Source organism: Pantoea hericii (assembly GCF_014155795.1).
GTDB lineage: Bacteria > Pseudomonadota > Gammaproteobacteria > Enterobacterales > Enterobacteriaceae > Pantoea > Pantoea eucalypti.
The window spans coordinates 181,942-203,977 of sequence record NZ_SCKV01000001.1; the positions used below are offsets into that span (position 1 = coordinate 181,942).

The 22,036-nt window shown below is 51.8% G+C and carries 19 protein-coding genes, 2 pseudogenes and 1 other annotated feature; of the genes and pseudogenes, 17 read left to right on the forward strand and 4 right to left on the reverse strand.

Annotated elements, in window-relative coordinates; all coding sequences use genetic code 11:
• Positions 1 to 133: 133 nt before the first annotated feature.
• Positions 134 to 895, forward strand: coding sequence for a DNA-binding transcriptional repressor YgbI (ygbI, locus tag H7K52_RS00870; RefSeq protein ID WP_182629524.1), 762 nt, complete (start codon positions 134 to 136; stop codon positions 893 to 895).
• Positions 896 to 944: 49 nt separating this feature from the next.
• Here ygbI and H7K52_RS00875 read toward each other — a convergent pair whose 3' ends face one another.
• Both H7K52_RS00875 and H7K52_RS00880 read right to left on the reverse strand, forming a co-directional pair.
• On the reverse strand, positions 945 to 2,303 hold the full coding sequence (locus H7K52_RS00875; protein WP_008926051.1) for an APC family permease: 1,359 nt from the start codon (positions 2,301 to 2,303) through the stop codon (positions 945 to 947).
• 404 nt (positions 2,304 to 2,707) lie between these two features.
• Positions 2,708 to 4,123, reverse strand: coding sequence for a glutamine synthetase family protein (locus tag H7K52_RS00880; RefSeq protein ID WP_004571329.1), 1,416 nt, complete (start codon positions 4,121 to 4,123; stop codon positions 2,708 to 2,710).
• A 204-nt stretch (positions 4,124 to 4,327) separates the two neighbouring features.
• On the opposite strand from H7K52_RS00880, the gene puuD reads away from it, so the two are divergent.
• The 6 genes and pseudogenes from puuD to H7K52_RS00910 all read left to right on the forward strand — a co-directional run bounded on the left by puuD (position 4,328) and on the right by H7K52_RS00910 (position 9,944).
• Complete coding sequence (gene puuD / locus H7K52_RS00885; protein WP_182629525.1) at positions 4,328 to 5,095, forward strand: gamma-glutamyl-gamma-aminobutyrate hydrolase; 768 nt, start codon at positions 4,328 to 4,330, stop codon at positions 5,093 to 5,095.
• Positions 5,088 to 5,645: an HTH-type transcriptional regulator PuuR gene (gene puuR, locus H7K52_RS00890; RefSeq protein WP_008926054.1), complete on the forward strand. Its 558-nt coding sequence runs from the start codon at positions 5,088 to 5,090 to the stop codon at positions 5,643 to 5,645. The genes puuD and puuR overlap by 8 nt, the downstream gene beginning before the upstream one ends.
• 19 nt (positions 5,646 to 5,664) lie before the next feature.
• Positions 5,665 to 6,942: an NAD(P)/FAD-dependent oxidoreductase gene (locus H7K52_RS00895; RefSeq protein WP_182629526.1), complete on the forward strand. Its 1,278-nt coding sequence runs from the start codon at positions 5,665 to 5,667 to the stop codon at positions 6,940 to 6,942.
• Positions 6,943 to 7,360: 418 nt separating this feature from the next.
• Positions 7,361 to 7,720: a GtrA family protein gene (locus H7K52_RS00900; protein WP_110411272.1), complete on the forward strand. Its 360-nt coding sequence runs from the start codon at positions 7,361 to 7,363 to the stop codon at positions 7,718 to 7,720.
• Entirely contained in the window at positions 7,717 to 8,661 is a 945-nt protein-coding gene (locus tag H7K52_RS00905; protein WP_110411271.1) for a glycosyltransferase family 2 protein, read from the forward strand. The genes H7K52_RS00900 and H7K52_RS00905 overlap by 4 nt, the downstream gene beginning before the upstream one ends.
• 297 nt (positions 8,662 to 8,958) lie before the next feature.
• A pseudogene (locus tag H7K52_RS00910) lies at positions 8,959 to 9,944 on the forward strand (DDE-type integrase/transposase/recombinase).
• A gap of 327 nt (positions 9,945 to 10,271) precedes the next feature.
• Here the strand turns inward: H7K52_RS00910 and H7K52_RS00915 are convergent.
• Positions 10,272 to 11,570: a DUF6056 family protein gene (locus tag H7K52_RS00915; RefSeq protein ID WP_220486687.1), complete on the reverse strand. Its 1,299-nt coding sequence runs from the start codon at positions 11,568 to 11,570 to the stop codon at positions 10,272 to 10,274.
• Positions 11,571 to 12,264: 694 nt separating this feature from the next.
• On the opposite strand from H7K52_RS00915, the pseudogene H7K52_RS18895 reads away from it, so the two are divergent.
• Positions 12,265 to 13,279: pseudogene (locus H7K52_RS18895) on the forward strand (transposase).
• Positions 13,280 to 13,691: 412 nt separating this feature from the next.
• On the opposite strand, the gene H7K52_RS00920 reads toward H7K52_RS18895, so the two are convergent.
• Positions 13,692 to 14,519 (reverse strand): SDR family oxidoreductase, encoded by an 828-nt coding sequence (locus H7K52_RS00920; protein WP_182629528.1) that lies wholly within the window; start codon positions 14,517 to 14,519, stop codon positions 13,692 to 13,694.
• 179 nt (positions 14,520 to 14,698) lie between these two features.
• Between H7K52_RS00920 and hisL the strand changes: the two genes are divergently transcribed.
• The 9 genes from hisL (at position 14,699) to hisIE (ending at position 21,922) form a co-directional block, all read left to right on the forward strand.
• Positions 14,699 to 14,746: a his operon leader peptide gene (gene hisL, locus H7K52_RS00925; RefSeq protein WP_100396937.1), complete on the forward strand. Its 48-nt coding sequence runs from the start codon at positions 14,699 to 14,701 to the stop codon at positions 14,744 to 14,746.
• Positions 14,722 to 14,842: a sequence feature (His leader region), on the forward strand. (Overlaps the previous gene by 25 nt.)
• A 45-nt stretch (positions 14,843 to 14,887) precedes the next feature.
• Entirely contained in the window at positions 14,888 to 15,787 is a 900-nt protein-coding gene (hisG, locus tag H7K52_RS00930) for an ATP phosphoribosyltransferase (RefSeq protein WP_004571317.1), read from the forward strand.
• Positions 15,788 to 15,790: 3 nt separating this feature from the next.
• Positions 15,791 to 17,095 (forward strand): histidinol dehydrogenase, encoded by a 1,305-nt coding sequence (hisD, locus tag H7K52_RS00935; RefSeq protein WP_039659829.1) that lies wholly within the window; start codon positions 15,791 to 15,793, stop codon positions 17,093 to 17,095.
• Complete coding sequence (hisC, locus tag H7K52_RS00940; RefSeq protein ID WP_182629529.1) at positions 17,092 to 18,168, forward strand: histidinol-phosphate transaminase; 1,077 nt, start codon at positions 17,092 to 17,094, stop codon at positions 18,166 to 18,168. The genes hisD and hisC overlap by 4 nt, the downstream gene beginning before the upstream one ends.
• Positions 18,165 to 19,232, forward strand: coding sequence for a bifunctional histidinol-phosphatase/imidazoleglycerol-phosphate dehydratase HisB (gene hisB, locus H7K52_RS00945; RefSeq protein ID WP_078804558.1), 1,068 nt, complete (start codon positions 18,165 to 18,167; stop codon positions 19,230 to 19,232). The genes hisC and hisB overlap by 4 nt, the downstream gene beginning before the upstream one ends.
• A complete protein-coding gene (gene hisH / locus H7K52_RS00950) occupies positions 19,232 to 19,822 on the forward strand; it encodes an imidazole glycerol phosphate synthase subunit HisH (protein WP_182629530.1) in 591 nt (196 codons plus the stop codon). The genes hisB and hisH overlap by 1 nt, the downstream gene beginning before the upstream one ends.
• Positions 19,822 to 20,559 carry a 1-(5-phosphoribosyl)-5-[(5-phosphoribosylamino)methylideneamino]imidazole-4-carboxamide isomerase gene (hisA, locus tag H7K52_RS00955; RefSeq protein WP_182629531.1) on the forward strand — a complete coding sequence of 246 codons (738 nt, stop codon included), beginning with the start codon at positions 19,822 to 19,824 and terminating at the stop codon, positions 20,557 to 20,559. The genes hisH and hisA overlap by 1 nt, the downstream gene beginning before the upstream one ends.
• On the forward strand, positions 20,541 to 21,317 hold the full coding sequence (gene hisF, locus H7K52_RS00960) for an imidazole glycerol phosphate synthase subunit HisF (protein ID WP_182629532.1): 777 nt from the start codon (positions 20,541 to 20,543) through the stop codon (positions 21,315 to 21,317). Before hisA ends, hisF begins: the two co-directional genes overlap by 19 nt.
• On the forward strand, positions 21,311 to 21,922 hold the full coding sequence (gene hisIE, locus H7K52_RS00965; protein ID WP_039659822.1) for a bifunctional phosphoribosyl-AMP cyclohydrolase/phosphoribosyl-ATP diphosphatase HisIE: 612 nt from the start codon (positions 21,311 to 21,313) through the stop codon (positions 21,920 to 21,922). The genes hisF and hisIE overlap by 7 nt, the downstream gene beginning before the upstream one ends.
• Positions 21,923 to 22,036: the final 114 nt, after the last annotated feature.

The following is a 22,036-nucleotide window of genomic DNA, read 5'->3' on the forward strand; positions in this document are numbered from 1 at the left end:
CATACTTGTCCGCAATCAGGCCATTAAACGGCGTTTAAGCACGGTATCATGGGGTGCATGCTGTTATTTTTTGTTCTGGATAAGCGGCAGATACTTTATAGTGTGAAAAAATGATAATTATCAGGGAGCAGATATGATTCCGGTTGAACGTCATCAACAGATTCTGGCGCTGGTCGCCGATCGTGGCGTGGTCAGTATTGCAGAACTCACTGAGCGGCTGGGTGTGTCACACATGACCATACGTCGTGATGTGCAGAAACTGGAGGAACAAGGTGCGGTGCTGTCCGTTTCTGGCGGCGTGCGATCGGCCGATCGGCTGGCGGCTGAACCCTCACATCTGACGAAAAGCGCCCTCTACAACGATGAAAAGTGCGCTATCGGCCGCACCGCGGCCCGGCACATTCCGCGTAACAGCTGCATCTATCTGGATGCCGGCACCACGACACTAGCGCTGGCACGAGAGCTGGTGGATCGGGATGATGTGCTGGTGGTGACCAATGATTTTATGGTGGCGAATCTGCTGATGGAAGCGAGTCAGTGCCGGGTTATTCATACCGGCGGCACCGTATGCCGGGAGAACCGCTCCTGTGTCGGCGAGTCGGCGGCACGAAGCCTGCGTCATCTGGCTATCGATATTGCCTTTATTTCCGCCTCCTGCTGGGGGCCGCGCGGCTTGTTTACGCCGGATGAAGATAAAGTGATGGTGAAACAGGCGGTGAGTGAGGTGAGCAGTAAGCGGGTGCTGCTGAGTGACAGTTCAAAGTACAACAGGATTGCGACGTTTCTGGCATTACCGCTGGAGAAGTTTGATGTCGTTATAACCGATAAAAAACTGAGCGATGCAGGGCGGGAGTTGTTAAATACGGGTAACTGGGAGCTGGTGCTGGCCAGTTAAACCGTTGCCGCCTTCCCGCAAGATCGGAAAGGCGGCAACGTTAGCGCGATTAGACTTCTTCGCTGAACTGCGGCACCGGATTACGGAAGCTGCGGGTCACAAAGGCCAGGTAGATAATCCCGATGGCGGCCCAGATCAGGCCCAGCTCCATAGAACTCTCTTCCAGGTTTACCCACAGCGCACCCACCGTCAGTGCACCCAGCAGCGGCAGCAGCAGATACTGAACGTGATCTTTCAGCGTGCGGTTACGCTTCTCACGGACCCAGAACTGCGCGATCACCGACAGGTTAACGAAGGTAAACGCCACCAGCGCACCAAAGTTAATCAGCGCGGTAGCCGTAACCAGATCAAAGTTAATCGCCATCAGCGCAATCGCACCGACCAGCAGCACGTTGAGCGACGGGGTACGCCATTTTGGATGGATGTAACCGAAGAAACGCTCCGGGAACACGCCATCACGGCCCATTACATACATCAGACGCGATACGCCAGCGTGCGCTGCCATACCGGATGCCAGCACCGTGACCACCGAGAAGATCAGGATGCCAACCTGCAACGCTTTACCGGCGACAAACAGCATGATTTCAGGCTGTGAGGAGTCCGGGTGCTGGAAGCGGGTGATGTCCGGGAAGTAAAGCTGCAGGAAGTAAGACGCAGCGATAAAGATCACACCACCAATCAGCGCAGTCAGGAAAATAGCGCGAGGAATCGTGCGTTCTGCATCTTTGGTCTCTTCCGACAGCGAACTGATGCCATCAAAGCCGAGGAACGAGAAGCAGAGTATGGTCGCACCGGTAATCATCGGCACCACATGGGCATTCTCAGACCAGAACGGACGGCTGCTTACCAGCGTACCGGAACCGACGCCGCTGGCCACACCGTAGATCACCATCGCAGTGATCCCGACCATGACAACCACCTGCAGCACCACAATCACGCTGTTGAAGTTCGCAACAGTTTTGATGCCCTTGAGGTTAGAGAGCGTCATAAACCCAACCAGCAGCACAACAAAAATCCACGACGGAATGCCCGGCACCAGCGATTCGAAATAGTTTTTAGCCAGCAGGATGTTGATCATCGGCATGAACAGGTAGTCCAGCAGAGATGACCAGCCGACCATAAAGCCGACGTGCGGACTGATTGCCTTCTGAGCGTAGGTATAAGCGGAGCCCGCAGAGGGGAAGCGGCGTACCAGCTTACCGTAACTTACAGCAGTAAACAGAATCGCAACCAGCGCAAAAGCATAAGCGGTGGCGACGTGACCGTCGGTCAGCCCGGAAACGATGCCAAAGGTATCGAACAGGGTCATAGGCTGCATGTAGGCTAAGCCCATCATGACGACCGGAAGTAACGTGAGTGTTTTTTTGAGTTGCGCACGCTGCGGTGCGGCGGAGGTATTAAGCGACATGCTTCAGTCCCCCATGTGCAACAACCTGGCTGGGCTGGGTCACAGGGCAACTGCGCATTAAGCGACAGGGAGAAAGGTTAGCGGTTGACGCGGCGCCGTAGTCATCACGAAAACGCGTACCAGCGTTAGCTGGCAGAGTGTAAAACATCCCCATCTTTGTAATCCTCAATCTCACGCTTACGCGTGTTTTCAGTGTTTATCTATCCGGGTGCGTGCCCGGCCTCGGTTAAGTCAGCAAAAACGCTCTATTAAAACCTGATGCAAAAAAAATAACCGGCGCGTGAAGCGTCGGTTATCATCTGATTTTGCAGGCCGCGTATTCTGCCCCAACCCGTGGCAGAAATACAAGCCATCGGGACATCATATGCAAAAATAACGCACGGAATTGCTGGTAAACCGGCGTTTCAGGCGTTTTTCAGCATCCAGTCAATTTCCGTAGAGGTAATCAGCCGTTCAAACTGCATCAGTTCATAATTTTTGCAGCTGTGCCAGACACTGGCAAAACGTTCGCCCAGTAACTTCTGCAACGGATAACTGTTGTCAAATTCATACAGTGCATCGCTCTGACGAATCGGCAGTGCCAGCCCCTCGGCATGATGACCGTTGCCAGTGACCGGATGCGGCAACGGCAACTGAGTATCGAGTCCATGGAGCATCCCGGCCAGGATAGCCGACACCACCAGATAAGGGTTAGCATCGGCACCGGCCACGCGATACTCGATACGATGGTTATCAATATCGCCACAGGGAACGCGCAGCGCAACCGTCCGGTTGTTATGGCCCCATGAGGCCTGTAACGGCACATAGGCATCCGGAACAAAGCGGCGATAGGCATTCACGTTAGGTGCCAGCAGCGCCATTGACGCGGGCATCAGATCGATCATCCCGGCCAGCGCGCGTTTCATCAGTGGCGAATCACTGCCGTCATCGCAGGCGAAAGCATTGTGATCGGCCGCATCCAGCATGCTGATATGCACATGCATGCCGCTGCCCGCATATTCCTCATACGGCTTGGCCATAAATGTTGCGGTCATACCGTGATTTTCCGCCACCTGACGAATCAGACGCTTGAGCTGCACCGCATGGTCGCAGGCGCGCAGCACGTCGCGCGTGTGGTGAAGGTTAATTTCAAACTGTCCGGGCGAGGCCTCCGCCAGTGCGCCGTCGGCCGGTATACCCTGCTGACGCGCCAGATCGTCAATGTCTCGAAGCACATCGGCGAAGTGATCGAGGTTATCTACCGAGTAGACCTGGCTCTGCATATTGCGTTCATCACTACCAGGCGAACACGGCGGCTGGATAAAGCCTTCTGCATCACGCTTTTTGTCCACCAGATAGAACTCCAGCTCTACCGCTACCACCGGAAACAGCCCTCGGTTACGCAGCTGTTGCCACAGCCGGTTAAGGACATTTCGGGGTTCAACGTCAAAGGGAGTGCCATCTTGGTTGCACATGGTTAACAACAGCTGCGCAATGTGTTGAGGGTCAGACGCGGAGGGAACTAACGTACCGGTGACGGGCAGACAGAGGTTATCAGGTTCGCCCAGTGACTGGCCGAGTCCCGCTTCTTCCACCGTGTTGCCGAGGATATCCATGGCAAACACCGAGGCGGGGAAATAACACCCTTTTTCCAGTTTAGACAGCGCAGAGACCGGAATGCGCTTGCCGCGGAACACACCATTTAGATCATTTAACAGGATGTCGACATACTGCGTTTCAGGATGGCGCTCCAGCCAGGTTTTCACCTCAAGCTGGAACGCGCTGGTTCGTTTCTCTTCACTGTGAAGCATGAAGTCTTCCACTTCTACCAGGTTAGTCATGATCTCACCCGCCCCTATTAGGTTTGCGTAATGCTCAAAATAACAGCCACACCACTAACATAGCGCCAACATAAAAAGTGTGCAAATGTAACAATTCTGTTTGAAGAACAAACAGCAGGTTGTTAGATTGAAAAAATATTGCACACTTAGTCACCAGACGTGCCTTTTCGGTAGATATTTCGAACAGCGATGCGAGGACGGGAGATGGGCATTATTTTTGACAAGCCGTTGATTGGCGTAGTGATGTGTCAGAAAGATTTGGGCGGCCATCTGACCCAGACGGTTCAAAACAAATATATCGACGCGATTGTTCTTGCAGGCGGTGTGCCGCTGGCACTTCCCCACAGTCTGATGAATGCCCCTCATCTATTAGAAAACGCTATGGCTGTTCTGGATGGCCTGCTGCTAACCGGCAGCCCAAGTAATATCGAACCCTGGCATTATGGCGAGCCGGGCGAAGAGCCCCATGCCGATCCGGGGCGGGACCATCTTGCCTTTCAGCTGATCACCTGGGCCACCAGCCATAAAATGCCGATATTCGGCATCTGCCGTGGCATGCAGGAGCTGGTGGTGGCGAATGGCGGCGCGCTGTGGAGAGAAGTCAGCGGTCAGCCGCCGTTTCAGCGTCATCATGAAGATGAGACGCTGCCACTGGATCAACAGTATGCACCGGCACATCAGGTCACTATCGAACCGGATGGCGTGCTGGCAACATTACTCGACAGTGATAGCCCACTGAGGGTCAATTCACTGCATCATCAGGGCGTACGCGAACCGGGCCCGCAACTGCGCGTTGAAGCGCGTGCGCCGGATGGCCTGATTGAGGCCGTCAGTCTGCGCCATCATCCCTTCGCCCTCGCGGTACAGTGGCATCCCGAGTGGCAGCCAGAAAGCACGGCGGGATCGCAGGCGCTGTTCAGCGGCTTTATTCAGGCCGCCATTCGCTATCACAGGGGAAAAGCAGATGAGTGATGCCACGCTGGCACCAGGACGACGGCTGGCGCAGATTCGCCAGACGCTGGGGCTGTCGCAACGCCGGGTTGCCGAACAGGCCGGGCTGACTCACAGCGCCATCAGTACCATTGAGCAGGATAAAGTCAGCCCGGCAGTCAGCACGCTGCAGAAGCTGCTGAAGGTTTATGGGCTATCGCTGTCAGAATTCTTTTCGGAACCCAAACCGGACGCAGAACCCAAAGTGATTGTCCGTCCCGGCGACCTGGTGGAGATTGGCAGCCAGGGTGTTTCGCTGAAGCTGATCGACAACGGTGGTGCGCAGCGCTCGCTGGGCATGCTGCTGGAAACGTATCAACCCGGCGCCAGTACCGGCGAGAAGCTGCGTCATCCGGGCGAGGAAACCGGCACGCTGCTGGAAGGCGAAATTACGCTGGTGATTAACGGACAAGCGTTTCATCTCTCCGCCGGAGAGAGCTACGTGATTGATACCGGCTTACCGCACAGCTTTACCAACAGTGCAGACTTCCCGTGCCGCATTGTCAGTGCCCACACGCCAGCAAATTTCTAGGCGCATTCCGGAGGTTGTTATGAATTATGTGGAGAGTTATTACGCTGCGACAGCCAATACGCATGCGCCCTGGCCGACGCTGCAGGAGAGCATTCAGTGTGACGTCTGCATTATTGGCGGTGGTTTCACCGGTCTTTCGGCGGCACTGCATCTGACCGAGGTGGGTTACGACGTGGTCGTGCTGGAAGCAGCACGCGTCGGCTTTGGTGCCAGCGGTCGTAATGGCGGTCAGGTGGTGAACTCCTACAGCCGCGACGTGGATGTGATTGAACAGCGTTACGGCAAAGAGAGCGCCCGCATGCTGGGCGGCATGATGTTTGAAGGCGCTGAGATTATCCGCGACCGCATCAAGCGGTATGCAATTGAGTGTGACTACCGTCCTGGCGGCATCTTTGCGGCCCTGAATACGCGCCAGATGGCGCATCTGCAGAAACAGAAAGCGTTATGGCAGCAGTATGGCAATTACGATCTGGAGCTGCTGGACGAACGCGCCATTCGCCGCGAAGTCGCCACCGAACGCTACGTCGGCGGACTGCTGGATCGGCGTGGCGGTCATCTGCATCCGCTGAACCTGGCACTGGGTGAAGCAGAAGCCATCCGGCGACATGGCGGGCGCATCTATGAACAGTCTGCGGCAACCAATGTGGTTTACGGCACACCTAATCGGGTGAAAACGGCTCACGGCGAGGTGAGCGCAACGTTTGTGATCTTCGCCGGTAACGCCTATCTGTCACCGCAACTGGAGCCGCGCCTGAGCAGGAAAAGCATGCCGTGTGGATCGCAGATTGTCGCGACCGAGCCGCTGACACCCGACCAGGCGTTATCGCTGATGCCGAACAACTACTGTGTGGAAGATTGTAACTATCTGCTGGATTACTTCCGACTGACCGCAGATAAGCGGCTACTTTATGGCGGCGGTGTGGTCTATGGCGCACGTGAACCGGCGGATATCGAAGCGTTAATACGACCCAAACTGGCGCGCACGTTCCCGCAGTTGCAGAATGTGAAGCTTGACTTCAGCTGGAGCGGCAATTTCCTGCTGACGCTGTCGCGCATGCCGCAGTTTGGCCGGCTGGAGAACAATGTCTATTTCATGCAGGGCGACAGCGGCCATGGTGTGACCAGCACGCATCTCTCCGGCAAGCTAATCAGCGAAGTGTTACGCGGCGACGCCGAACGGTTCGATGCTTTTGCCCGCCTGCCTCACCTGCCCTTTCCCGGCGGACGGCGGTTTAAAGTGCCGCTGACGGCGATGGGCGCGGTGTGGTACGCGCTGAGGGACCGATTGGGGGTGTAGTCGATTATTTTATTGTGCAGCCCGGCCAGAGGCTCTTTCCGTCAGAAGTTTGGACTTTATCGATTTCTGGCGATCGCCAGGTTGATGAGTTTTAAGGGGTACACTCATCAACCTCTACTGCAACATTCCGATGCTGCTGATGCCCGACTCATGGCTTTCCATCTATTTTAGAGCACCAATGCCACGGGATTTTCATAAGAACAGACAGGGTCACTAATTTTTTTGCTGAGTGCGGACTGATCTTGCACTTCCTGATTCACATCATTAGAAATCGCTGGCCTCTGTATAGGCCTTTTTCATTCAATAGACCACCTTAACGGATTTCCCCGAGTAACTCACTTAACCCCCTTTAACAATTTCTTGATCCTGACGCTGGCAAGTGTCAGGATTTGCCCCTCACTTTTTACAGAATTTTGCCATGCTGAAACTTTTTGCAAGATACATGTCAGTTGGTGTCATTAACACGCTAATTCATTGGACCACCTTCGCTATCTGTGTCACGAGTGGGCTACAGCAATCACTCTCCAACTTTATTGCGTTCTGTGTTGCCGTCACCTTCTCTTTCTTTGCTAACGCAAAATGGACGTTTGGTTCTGAAGCCACTACTACGCGATACATCATGTATGTGGTTTTCATGGGGATGGTGGCCGTCATGATTGGTGCATACGCCGATCGCATGAAGGTGAATCCGATCATCACCCTCGTCGTCTTCTCAGCAATAAGTCTGGTGTGTGGTTTTATCTATTCAAAATATATTATTTTCAGAGATAAGAAATGAAGATATCGCTTGTTGTTCCCGTTTTAAACGAACAGGAAGCACTTCCTGTTTTCTATCAGACCGTAAGAAATTACATGCCGCTTGCAGATGATGAGATTGAGATTGTTTTCGTCAACGATGGTAGCACTGACAACACAGAATCTCTGATTCAGGCGATCATGAAAAATGACGTCTTGGTAAAATATGTCAGCTTTACACGAAATTTTGGTAAAGAACCTGCTCTTTTTGCAGGTCTTGAAGCATCAACTGGAGATGTTGTTATTCCTATAGATGTTGACCTGCAGGACCCAATCGATGTTATTCCTCTTCTGCTTTCGAAATGGAAAGAAGGTGCAGATGTTGTACTTGCTAAGCGTGTGGACCGTTCATCAGATAGCCGTCTTAAGCGTAAAAGCGCTGAATGGTTCTATAAGTTGCACAACATGATTAGCAAACCGCAGATTGAAGAAAATGTGGGCGATTTCAGGCTAATGTCCCGCCATGTTGTCGATAACATTAAGCTTTTGCCTGAGCGAAATCTGTTCATGAAAGGCATTCTTTCATGGGTGGGTGGTAGAACAGAGGTGGTTGAATACACTCGAGCTGAACGCGTTGCTGGTTCGACAAAATTTAATGGATGGAAACTCTGGAACCTGGCACTAGAGGGTATAACGTCATTCTCTACGTTTCCTTTGCGCATGTGGACTTATATCGGTTTTTTTGTAGCCGGTCTCTCTTTCTTATACGGCGTATGGATGATTGCCGACAAACTAATCTGGGGAAACCCAGTGGCTGGTTATCCGTCAATCCTGGTTTCGATTTTATTCCTTGGAGGCATTCAGCTAATAGGGATAGGCGTGCTGGGTGAGTATATAGGTAGAATTTATATTGAGACCAAACAACGTCCTAAATATATAATCAAAAAAGAGCATCGCTGCATTAGGCAATTAAATGAAGATTAGGATAGATTAGTGCTATGCCCCCCTGAATTTTACCTAACTTGATAAGATTGGTATCAATTTTTTCCAGACCTCAGGGGGAATAATTAATGAGCATCAAAAAGAAAGGGAGATAATAAAAGTCTCGCATTTATTCCAATCTGTAAATTCAAGGTAATATTATATGAACGAAACTTGCACCTTTACTCTAATTTTAGGATTGAGTGACTTTCTCTCAGTTGATTGGTACCGCCTATTTCAATAATGTCTTCATAAGCCACATGAGGCCCCTCAAGAAGAAGCTTTTTTTACAACAAACAGATCAACAGTATTCTCCACGAGGCCTAAGCCGGAGTTTCCGCCAAAAAGTCCTACCGTAAGCACGCCATTTTCAACGCCACGTTTTACACCCTACGTAAGAAGGATAGCGGTATAGAGGCATTTCAGGTGGTTCTGGGCCGAAAGTTCTGACGACAGATCAGAAGTGGGAAGCCGTGGAGGTCATGTGTGATGCAATTTTTCTTTCGCAACGCCGTGTCTGCAGTCTGGCAGGTCTGCCACTTTCAACCTGCCGTTATTCGACTCAGCGTCTGGCTGCTGACGCGTAGCTGCATTTACCTGGCACTTGAACGCCGCCGCTTTGATTACCGGCGCACCTGGCAATTATTGCACCGGGGAGGCCTTTACATCAACCACAAGCGGGTATACCGACATCTATCAGTTCAACGGCTTGGGAGTAAAGCGCAAGCGGCGCCATAAGAGTCTGGCGACTGAGCGGCTTCCGCTTTTTCGCCCGGATGCGCCGAACCTGACATGGTCGATGGATCTTGTCATGAATGCACTTGCCAGCGGCCGCGGATTAGGTGCCTGACATGTGTGGACGACTTAACGAAGGAGTGTCCAACGTTTACCACTGCATTCGAAATTTCAGATGTTCAGGTCATGCGCATTTTGGAAAGCATTGCACTTTTTTGGGGCTATCCAGCGACGATGAAAACTGACAAGAGGCCGGGATTCGCATGCCGCGCACTGGTTCAATGGTCCTTTGAGCATGGCGTTGAGTTGCGACTTATCCAGCCAATAGAACGGATTGATTGAGAGTTTTAACGGACGAATTTAGCGATGAATGTCTGAATGAGCACTGGTTCACCGATATCGTTTACAACAGGAGAATTATTAATGACTGGCGGCAGGATTATGACGAGTGTCGTTTATATTTAACACTTAATTATCAGACACAATCAGCGTTTGCAGCACGGTGGCGAAATGGAAAATGTGAAGTTAAACAAACCGACATTGCTAACTGACGGTTGTATCTGATACTGGGACAATTTAGAAATAAAGACTAAATCGCGATTTCTGCAAAATCTTAGTTAAAAAGCAGAAGTAAGTTATGATTTAATTAAAATTAACTGAGTAGGATTTATAAATAATTACATTGAGCCTAAGTCCGATGACATACCGCCTGGTTGTTTATCGATTGAAAATCTGGACATACATGTCACACCCTAAAAAAGTGGAATTAGACTTCAAATTATTAGGCTACAAAAAATAATGCAGCCCAATCTGTTGATATATAAAAATACTATACTAATAATAAATTAAACATATAGTGCCTCGTAAATTTATTAATACTAACCTTTCAAAATGCAACTATAAAAATAATTTGGCTTGTTAGTCATATTAAACATAAACCAATCATCTCTATTGTTTATATACCTGTATCCCGCATCTGTATTCAGGTGTGACACCTTCACTCCAGTTTCACACTCCTTTGTTCCATATGCAGAAAGAATTTTAGCTTCACGCTCATTCGATTTAAAGCTAACTTCAGAATATATATTAAAAGTATACAAACCAAAGAAAAGAGACAAAATAAAAGGTGCTACTAAAATATTTTTTGTCTTAACGGGTTGGATTAATTCACTTATCGCGTAAGCCACAAAAGAAAACATAACACACCACGCGAACAGGAAACCTCTTGGCTCTGTATAAGGTGATGCCATCATAGATCCGACGACCAAAATGGAGGCCGCAATCATTGAGTAATGGTAAGCAGTAAGTTTTCCTTTTTTCTGAAGGTAACAACAGGCGGCAATAGCGATGACCAGCATAACAGACGTTGTTTCAAAAAATTTGGCACACACATCTACAAACCTGGATATGTAATAGGCTGCGAAGTCAGATCCCTTGTTTATCGTTGAGTCATAATATGCCTTCCTAATCTTTGTCGAGGGAGCGAGCATCAATATAGTCCAGCCTGTCATAATGGATATGATCGGAAGGTAGTTGGAGATGCCTTTCCGATTTTCAACCACACAAAGCAGAAGGAGCGCAACGGACAGAGCAAGTGGGACGTTTTCGAAACTTAAACCAGAAAGTAGACAAACAACAAGATATGTGCCGAACGTTAACTTTCTTGATTTCAATCGTTCGAGTCTTTCCTTTTTGGAATATGCAAAAGCAGTAGCCATAACAAGTATCATGGGCTGCAAATACTCTGAATTCGCTGTTTTCCAGAAAAAAACTTCCATACCTGGCCAAAGAACAAAAAGCATTACCATGCAGATAAGTGCTACTAGAATTCGCTGTCCTTTTTCTTGGGCTCCTGATAATAGTGACAAACAATACATAAATGGTATTACTGATAGGGAGTAAAACATCACTGATATCCAGTGTGGAAGACTTAGCTCGAATATAGCTATTTGCTCTCCCAATCTGGCATTCCATCCTGATATCTGCATACTAGATTTCGCAGCGGCAAAACTGAGCCTTTGAATAAGCCCCCCATCTATGAAGTGCTTGGTCAAGCCATAATCTTCGCCCATTTTTGGCGCTATGAAAACAATCGACAAATAGATTGAATATATAACAAGAGAAAATATAGCCATATCTCTTTTCAAGTATGAGCTACATTCAAAATTCTTATCCATACTATACTAACTCTCTCTTTATAATGAATAACAAATTGATGACAAAAAAATCCACACAAATAAACTATTGCTGTAAATACAAAAGCTTCGATGGCATGACTTTTATTGTGCCTGCGGCATTAGGGTCAGTGTCGGACGCCATTCCACCCCTGGAAGAAATGCAGAAAATCGCTAATAATACTGGTTTACGAATTAAGTATCTATATGACATTAGTAAAAAAAGAAAACATCTCGGACAGAAAAAATGCTTCGAAGTAAACGAAAGCTTTCCATTGCTCTTCAACAAGAAAACAGCTAAAACCAGCAACTGAATAACCGTATATATCACGTTAAAAAATATGTAACGTGCTAAGATAAGGAGCATTAAAATTCCCTCATTAACAATGATGGCACGGATCTTGTCATTAGAACACAAACAACGCAAGAATTGTTAAGCATTATTGAGCGTTCAAAAGCCAAGTCATCGGATAATGACTCAAGATCTGCTGTCTGGACAGGCTGCGCAGTGTATAACTTTAGCTTAGTTACTTGCCATATCAAGCATCAATCAAATCCCCCTTCCCGTTGAAGAGTTGAATCGTCACGCATAATCTAAATAGCTGCGTGGAATAGTAGTTCACTTAACGGGAACTTATCCCGGATGGCGCGATCTTATCATTCGCCAACCATCAAAAACCAACAATCGTACTGAACGATGCCGATCATAGTATCCATTTCCCGCGGCGAACGACGCGTGTTGCAGAAAGTAGCCCATAAAACGCGTTAAAAAAATCATGCCTGCAGACTAACCAATATGCTCATGCTGTATCGGGACGATCGCGTCAGCGACGTTGGTCGAACGCTCTGCTGCCCCCGTTCATCTTAGGGTAGCTGGATTAACTGTTTTACTTTATCGGGTGTTGAAGGCCAGAAATCCTTACACGCAGGACGCTCCCGATACTAGCCCTTTGAACTTATCTGTACATTGTTACGTGAGCCGATAAAACTCTCTCCCGGCGTTTTTGGTTTTCAACACTTCTGTTGGATCGCGGAATTAATGTTGAAATGATTAGTAATATAATCGAATTTCAGTTGCATTCGGAACGATACGTTGCTGGTTGCCATCTGCTGAGATTGGTCTGGCTCAGTGCTGCACATTCGTTGTATATCCGCGCCCCGTATAAAGAAGAAAAACTGGCTGCTATCCATAATGCACTAAAAAATGTAGCGCAGCCCATCTGGTCTTTTATGAAGATGAGGTGGGCATTTACCCATTTACCTCAATCCTAAAATCGGTTCAGCTTTGCAGGCAACAAAATTGCGAAGTCACACTGGAACAAAAGGAAAATACTATCTGGCCAGGGCGTTACATTGTGGCAATTGAAAATTCAGCTACATTGATGGCAACAGTAAAAGATTAGTACTGTTTATTAGCCTGCTCAAACTCTTTAAGGCCGCATATTGACGGAAAAAAACCATAATCTTTATGTGTAGATAACTAAATTATCAACAAGCCATTAAACAAAGCGCTAGCTGAAAGCGACCCCAAAACTCAGCGTTATTTCCAACCTATTCAATCGACCTGATTGAATGACGTTGAGCTGTTATGACAGGCACGTCATGACACGACAACTCGCCACTATTAATACCGTTCAATGCGGCAACTGCTGAAAAAGGTAAGCCACTTTATGAAAAAATCAGGCCATTTCCCGAGGAAAAATATAGTCTGACTAAACCGAAGCGGTATTAGGCGCAGATGTTTAACAATGTAACTATATTTGAAGCCAAACTTGGTCAATAATCAGAAATTTGTATTAATGGCGTGCCTTCAAGAAGAGATCCTATCAGATGCCCGTAAAGCATAAAGCCCTTTAGAGCTCGTGACTCAGAACTTAAACTATCTTACTCAATACAATAATTAACTAAACGAAGCACACGTAATTGTGAGCGAGGTAATAAAATCTATTACCCACTTAAAATATGAATATGTCTTATAATAATTTGCAGACACGCTATTTCTTTGTAAGATATCTATAGGAAAACGACCAAGTGTAGAGGCTGAATTTTTTCATCCCCGACACATGTATGAAGTAAATTCACGAAGCCCTTTTGCCTCAAACATAATCTATTTGGAGACATCTGTTACTCCAGTGGCATCTTCACAGGATCGTCATAGCGGTACTCAAAACCGAGTTCGCTACAGATCCGCGAACCATCAATCAGCTTGCCACTGTCTTTGACGGCTTCTGGCGCGAACTGCGGCGGCTGCAGACCCAGCTGACGCGTAACCGCTGGATAGAATGTGTCACGCGACGGATGTTTTGATGCACTCAGATTATACACCCGGCCGCCTTTCGGCGACTGTAGCAGCAGCGCAATCGCCTCGACCACATCATCCAGATGCACCAGATTCACGCCCTGCGAGCCATTTGCCACATCCTGCTTACCCGCCAGGAAGCGACCTGGATGGCGTTTTGGCCCGACCAGACCGGACAGACGCAGAATATCCACGCTGGTCCCAGGCAGATCGTGCAGCCAGCTTTCCAGTTTCACCAGCGTCTTTCCGGCTACCGTTTCTGCAGCCAGCGGACTGTTTTCCCGCTTAACACCTGAACTGCCGCCATAAACTGACGTTGAGCTGGTAAAGATGATGCGCGGCACTTTGTAGACCAGCGCGGTATCGACCACATTCTGCACCGCCTGCAGATAGGCCTCGCCACCTTCTGCGGTGCGGCTGGCGGGCAGCGTAACGATCACTGCATCAACGTTGAACAGCGGTTCAATATCGGCGGCATCACAGAGCAGTTCCGGCGTCAGTTCCAGCTGGAACGCCTCAATCCCGCAGCGACGTGCGGCTTCAACACCGTCTGGCGTGGTTTTGCTGCCGGTAACCTGCCAGCCTCGCGCGGTTAACGCCGTGGCCAGCGGCATGCCCAACCAGCCCAGTCCCACAATCGCGACCTTCTTCATTTTGACTCCTGACGTGAAACATCAACCCCGACTTCACCGTAGTTTGCCCCCGGATTGCAAACCAGAACAACCTGTTTCAGTGCTTTCCGAATCGCCTGTTTAAAAAAGTGTTGCCAAGCGCAGCCATCTTCGTTAGGTTAAACCCCACAAATGAATACTCATTCATCGACGAGATTATTATGACACGCGTTCAGTTCAACCATCATCATCACCATCATCCTGATTAGTCTTTCAGGCGATTGGTGCTGGAAGACTTTCAAGATCTTCCAGTGGTGTGAACGCAAGAGAACCCCCGGAAGATCGTCTTCCGGGGGTTTTTTTATGGGCTGACGTAACCACACATTCAGGACAGGAAAAGGACAGGAACCATGTTAGATAACACCCGTTTACGCATAGCTATGCAGAAATCTGGCCGTTTAAGTGATGATTCACGCGAACTGCTGGCGCGCTGCGGCGTTAAAATCAACCTTCAGCAACAGCGCCTGATTGCGTTTGCGGAGAACATGCCAATCGACATCCTGCGTGTGCGCGATGACGATATCCCTGGCCTGGTGATGGATGGCGTGGTCGATTTAGGCATCATCGGTGAAAACGTCCTGGAAGAAGAACTGCTCTCACGTCGTGCTCAGGGTGAAGATCCGCGCTATTTCACGCTGCGCCGCCTGGATTTCGGCGGCTGCCGCCTGTCACTGGCGATGGCGACTGACGCCGAGTACACCGGTCCGGAATGCCTTGATAAGTCCCGTATCGCCACCTCTTATCCTCACCTGCTCAAACAATACCTCGACAAAAAAGGCGTCAGCTTCAAAACCTGTCTACTGAACGGTTCCGTGGAAGTGGCGACCCGTGCGGGTCTGGCGGATGCCATCTGCGATCTGGTCTCCACCGGTGCAACCCTGGAAGCCAACGGCCTGCGCGAAGTTGAAGTCATCTATCGTTCCAAAGCCGTATTAATTCAGCGTGACGGCGAGATGCCTGCCGCCAAGCAGGAGTTGATCGACAAAATGATGACCCGTATTCAGGGCGTGATTAAAGCGCGTGAATCGAAGTACATCATGCTGCACGCGCCGAGTGAGCGTCTGGAAGAAGTCATTAGCCTGCTGCCTGGCGCAGAGCGCCCGACCGTTCTGCCACTGGCAGGTGATGTCAGCCGCGTAGCGATGCACATGGTCAGCAGCGAAACCCTGTTCTGGGAAACGATGGAAAAACTGAAAGCACTGGGTGCCAGTTCCATTCTGGTGCTGCCTATTGAGAAGATGATGGAGTAAGCCATGGCCTTTTCTACCCCGATTGAGTGGCAGCAGTGCACCCCCGAACAGCAGCAGGCGCTGCTGTTACGTCCCGCTATCGCCGCCTCTGAAAACGTCACGCTGACGGTGCGCAACGTGCTGGAACAGGTAAAGCTGAACGGCGATGACGCTCTGCGCGAGTTCAGTGCCCGCTTCGACAAAGCGCAGGTGGAAAACCTGCGCGTGACGCCGCAGCAGATAGCAGAAGCCAGCGCCCGTTTAAGTGACGAACTGAAGCAGGCGATGGCCGTCGCGGTGGGGAATATCGAAACCTTCCACAACGCGCAGATTCTGCCGCCGGTGGATGTTGAAACACAGCCTGGCGTGCGCTGCCAGCAGATCACTCGCCCGGTGAAATCGGTCGGACTCTATATTCCTGGTGGTTCCGCCCCGCTCTTCTCTACCGTGCTGATGCTGGCGACACCTGCCCGTATCGCTGGTTGTGGCCGCGTAGTGCTCTGTTCGCCGCCGCCGATTGCCGATGAGATTCTTTATGCCGCGCAGTTGTGTGGCGTAGAAGAGGTGTTCCAGGTGGGTGGCGCGCAGGCTATCGCCGCGCTGGCCTTCGGTACGGAAACCGTGCCGCGCGTCGACAAGATTTTTGGTCCGGGCAATGCCTGGGTCACAGAAGCAAAACGTCAGGTGAGTCAGCGTCTTGATGGCGCCGCGATTGATATGCCAGCCGGGCCTTCAGAAGTGCTGGTGATTGCTGATGAAGGTGCCACCCCCGCGTTTGTTGCGTCTGATCTGCTCTCACAGGCCGAACATGGTCCTGACTCGCAGGTGATTCTGCTGACGCCGTCACTTAAGCTGGCCGAAGCGGTCGCGGTCGCCGTTGAGCAGCAGCTGGCGCAGTTGCCGCGTGCGGCCACGGCGCGTCAGGCGCTGGAAAGCAGCCGCCTGATCGTGGCGCGCGACCTTGAGCAATGCGTTGAGATTTCCAATCTTTACGGCCCGGAGCACCTGATTCTGCAGACCCGCCAGCCACGCGAACTGGTGGAGTCCATCACCAGCGCCGGTTCGGTATTTTTAGGCGACTGGTCACCGGAGTCCGCAGGCGATTACGCCTCAGGCACCAATCACGTGTTACCGACCTACGGTTATACTTCGACCTGTTCCAGCCTGGGCCTGGCTGATTTTCAGAAACGCATGACGGTGCAGGAGCTGACGCCACAGGGCTTCCTGAATCTGGCCGCGACCATTGAAACCCTGGCCGCCGCCGAGCAGCTGGATGCCCACAAAAATGCCGTCACCCTGCGCGTTGCCGCACTAAAGGAGCAAGCATGAGTCAGGATATTGAGCAGCTGGCGCGCGCCAATGTACGCGCTCTCACGCCTTATATGTCGGCGCGTCGTCTGGGTGGCAATGGCGATGTCTGGCTTAACGCCAACGAGTTTCCGTTGCCGGTGCCGTTTGAACTGTCACAGCAGACACTGAACCGCTATCCGGAGTGTCAGCCGAAAATCGTGATTGAGCGCTATGCGGCTTACGCAGGTTTAACGCCGGAGCAGGTGCTGGTGAGCCGTGGGGCAGATGAAGCGATTGAACTGATCATGCGCGCTTTTTGTGAGCCGGGGCAGGATGCGATTCTGTTCTGTCCACCGACTTATGGCATGTACAGCGTCAGCGCCGAAACCATCGGCATTGAATACCGTACCGCGCCGGCGCTCAGCGACTGGCAGCTGAATCTGCCTGCTATCGCGGAACAGCTGGACGGCGTGAAAGTCGTTTATCTTTGCAGCCCGAACAACCCGACCGGCAACCTGATTAATCAGGATGATATCCGTCAATTGCTGACGATGACCGCCGGTAAAGCGCTGGTGGTGGCCGATGAAGCCTATATTGAATTTTGTCCTCAGGCGACGCTGACTGGCTGGCTGAAGGATTATCCGCACCTGGTGGTCCTGCGTACCCTCTCGAAAGCCTTTGCGCTGGCGGGCCTGCGTTGCGGCTTTGCGCTGGCCAATAAGCCCGTTATCGACCTGCTGATGAAAGTGATTGCGCCCTACCCGCTGGCGACCCCGGTGGCCGATGTGGCCGGTCAGGCATTGAGTGAACAGGGTATTGCGCTGATGCGTGAACATGTTGCGGAGCTGAATGCAAACCGCAGCTGGCTTCTGGCCGAACTGCCTCAGTTGGCCAGCGTTGAGCAGGTTTTCCCCAGCGAAACTAACTATGTTCTGGCGCGCTTTACCGATTCACCAAAAGTCTTCAAAACCTTATGGGATCAGGGCATTATCCTGCGTGATCAGAACAAAAATCCGGGCCTGTCGGGATGTCTGCGCATCTCCATCGGCACGCGTGAAGAGTGCGCACGAGTGATCGCCGCGCTGCAAGCCTTTTCTGTGGAGCAAGCATGAGCCAGAAGACCCTTTTTATTGACCGCGACGGTACATTAATCTCTGAGCCGCCTGAAGATTATCAGGTGGACCGACTGGATAAGCTGGCGTTTGAGCCAGACGTTATCCCGGCGCTGCTGGCGCTGCAGGCCGCCGGTTATCGCCTGGTGATGATCACCAACCAGGATGGTCTTGGCACCGCCCGTTTTCCGCAGGCCGATTTCGACGGTCCGCACAATCTGATGATGCAGGTTCTGACGTCGCAGGGCATTGCGTTTGACGATGTACTGATCTGTCCGCACATGCCGGACGACCACTGCGACTGCCGCAAGCCCAAAACTAAAATGGTGGAAGCCTGGCTGACAGAGGGCGCGCTGGATACCGCCAACAGTTACGTGATTGGCGATCGCCTGACCGACGTTCAGCTGGCAGAGAACATGGGTATTCAGCCTATCCGCTACGGCGCTGACGGCGAGAACTGGCAGACCATCCAGCAGCGTCTGACGCAGCGAGATCGCCATGCGCTGGTGCAGCGCAACACCAAAGAGACGCAGGTGCGGGTTGAACTGTGGCTGGACCGCGAAGGCGGCAGCAAAATCAATACCGGCGTGGGTTTCTTCGACCATATGCTGGACCAGATTGCGGTGCACGGCGGGTTCCGCATGCACATCGAAGTAAAAGGCGATCTCTACATTGACGATCACCACACGGTGGAAGATACCGGTCTGGCACTCGGCGAAGCGCTGCTGAAAGCGCTGGGAGATAAACGCGGCATTGGCCGGTTTGGCTTTGTGCTGCCGATGGATGAATGCCTGGCGCGCTGTGCGCTGGATATCTCCGGCCGACCGCACATCGAGTTCAAAGCAGAGTTCAACTATCAACGCGTGGGCGATCTCAGCACCGAGATGGTCGAGCATTTCTTCAGCTCGCTCTCCTACGCCATGATGAGCACGCTGCATCTGAAAACCAAAGGCAAGAACGACCATCACCGGGTCGAGAGCCTGTTTAAAGCCTTTGGTCGTACGTTGCGCCAGGCGATCCGCGTTGAGGGCAATACGCTGCCAAGCTCGAAGGGAGTGCTGTGATGAACGTGGTGATCATGGATACCGGTTGCGCCAACCTCTCATCGGTAAAGTGGGCGATTGAACGTCTGGGTTACACCCCGGACGTGAGCCGCGATCCCGATGTGGTGCTGCGCGCCGACAAACTCTTTCTGCCCGGCGTCGGCACCGCACAGGCAGCAATGAACCAGCTGCAGGAGCGTGACCTGATCGATCTGGTGAAAGCCTGTACCCAGCCGGTGCTGGGGATCTGTCTGGGTATGCAGCTGCTGGGACGCGGCAGCGATGAAAATGGCGGCGTGCTTACCCTGGGTATTATTGATGAGCCAGTGTCTTTGATGGACACTCATGGCCTGCCATTACCGCACATGGGCTGGAACCAGATTACCGCGCAGGCGGGCAATCATCTGTTCCGTGGCATCGACGAAGGATGCTACTTCTACTTCGTCCACAGCTACGCCATGCCCGTTAACGCCAGCACCATCGCCCAGTGTCACTACGGTGAAGCCTTCACTGCCGCGGTGCAGAAAGATAACTTCTTCGGCGTCCAGTTCCATCCGGAACGCTCGGGCAAAGCGGGCGCGCAGCTGCTGAAAAACTTCCTGGAGATGTAATGATTATCCCCGCGTTAGATTTAATTGACGGCAAAGTGGTTCGTCTGCATCAGGGCGATTATGGTCAGCAGCGCGATTACGGCAGCGATCCGCTGCCCCGTCTGCAGGATTACGTAAGCCAGGGCTCGACCGTACTGCATCTGGTGGACTTAACCGGCGCGAAAGATCCGGCGAAACGCCAGATTGCGCTGCTGAAAACTCTGCTTAACGGCGTTGATGTCACGGTGCAGGTCGGTGGCGGCATTCGCAGCCGGGACGATGTTCACGCGCTGCTGGAAGCCGGAGCCAGTCGTGTGGTGGTCGGTTCCACCGCGGTGAAACAGCCTGAAGAGGTAAAGCGCTGGTTTGCGGAGTTTGGCGCAGAGGCGATTGTGCTCGCGTTAGACGTGCGCATTGATGCCAGTAACCGCAAAGAAGTCGCAATCAGTGGCTGGCAGGAAGCGGCAGGCGTGACGCTGGAGGAGGTCATTACCGATTTTCAGCAGGTGGGTCTGAAGCACGTGCTGTGCACCGACATTTCGCGCGACGGCACCCTCAGCGGCTCCAATGTTTCGCTCTATCAGGAAGTCACGGCGCGCTTCCCGACGATTGCTTTCCAGTCTTCGGGTGGCATTGGCGAACTCAATGATATCGCCGCCCTGCGCGGTAGCGGTGTTCAGGGCGTAATTGTCGGACGTGCGCTGCTGGAAGATAAATTCACTGTTTCGGAGGCGATTGCATGCTGGCAAAACGGATAATTCCCTGCCTGGACGTACGTGACGGCCAGGTGGTCAAAGGCGTACAGTTTCGCAATCACGAGATCATCGGCAACATCGTGCCGCTGGCGCAGCGCTACGCCGCTGAAGGTGCCGATGAACTGGTGTTCTATGACATCACCGCCTCATCTGATGGCCGCGTCGTCGACAAAAGCTGGGTGTCGCGCGTGGCTGAGGTGATTGATATTCCGTTCTGCGTAGCAGGCGGGATTAAAACCCCGGAAGACGCGGCGCGCATTCTGGAGTTTGGTGCGGATAAGATTTCGATTAACTCACCAGCGCTGGCCGATCCTTCGCTGATCACCCGCCTCGCTGAACGTTTCGGTGTTCAGTGTATTGTGGTCGGCATTGATACCTGGTTTGATGAAGCCAGCGGTAAGTATCAGGTGAATCAGTACACCGGTGACGAAGCGAGTACCCGCGTGACACAGTGGGAAACGCTGGAGTGGGTGCAGGAAGTCCAGAAACTGGGTGCAGGCGAAATCGTGCTGAACATGATGAACCAGGATGGCGTGCGAAACGGCTATGACCTGGTGCAGCTGAAGAAAATGCGTCAAGTCTGCCATGTGCCCCTGATCGCCTCTGGCGGTGCCGGCACGATGCAGCACTTCCTCGACGCGTTTACTGAGGCGAATGTGGATGGTGCTTTAGCGGCCTCGGTATTCCATAAGCAGATTATTAATATTGGTGAGCTGAAAAGCTTCCTGATCGACAACGGAGTGGAGATTCGCGCGTGCTAACCGAACAACAACTGTCCCAGCTCGACTGGGACAAAACACAGGGCATGATGCCGGTCATCGTTCAGCATAACGTCTCAGGCGAAGTGCTGATGCACGGCTATATGAACCCAGAGGCGCTGGAAAAAACGCTGGCAGAAGGCAATGTCACCTTTTTCTCCCGCACCAAAAACCGGTTGTGGACCAAAGGCGAGACCTCCGGCAATTTTCTGCAGGTCGTAAGCATTACGCCCGACTGCGACAACGACACGCTGCTGGTGCTGGCAAACCCGATTGGCCCGACCTGCCATCTGGGCACCACCAGCTGCTTCTCGCCGGCTGTGCCTGAGTGGACTTTCCTCTATCAGCTGGAAGAACTGCTGGCGTCACGCAAGACGGCCGATCCTGAAAGCTCCTACACTGCCCGGCTTTACGCCAGCGGCACCAAGCGCATTGCGCAGAAAGTGGGCGAAGAAGGGGTTGAGACCGCGCTGGCGGCCACCGTCAACGATCGGGATGAACTCACTAATGAAGCGTCTGACCTGGTCTATCACCTGATGGTGTTGTTACAGGATCAGGATCTGGACTTCAGCGCCGTGATCAACAACCTGCGCGCCCGCCATAAATAATTGTGCAATATGCTGCTCAGAATTTCGCCTTTATGGGGGTTCTGAGCAGAATCCTTCTCAATCCTCACCCCCATCCCGCACAATAATGGCGACTCAAACCTCGGGGAGAGAACC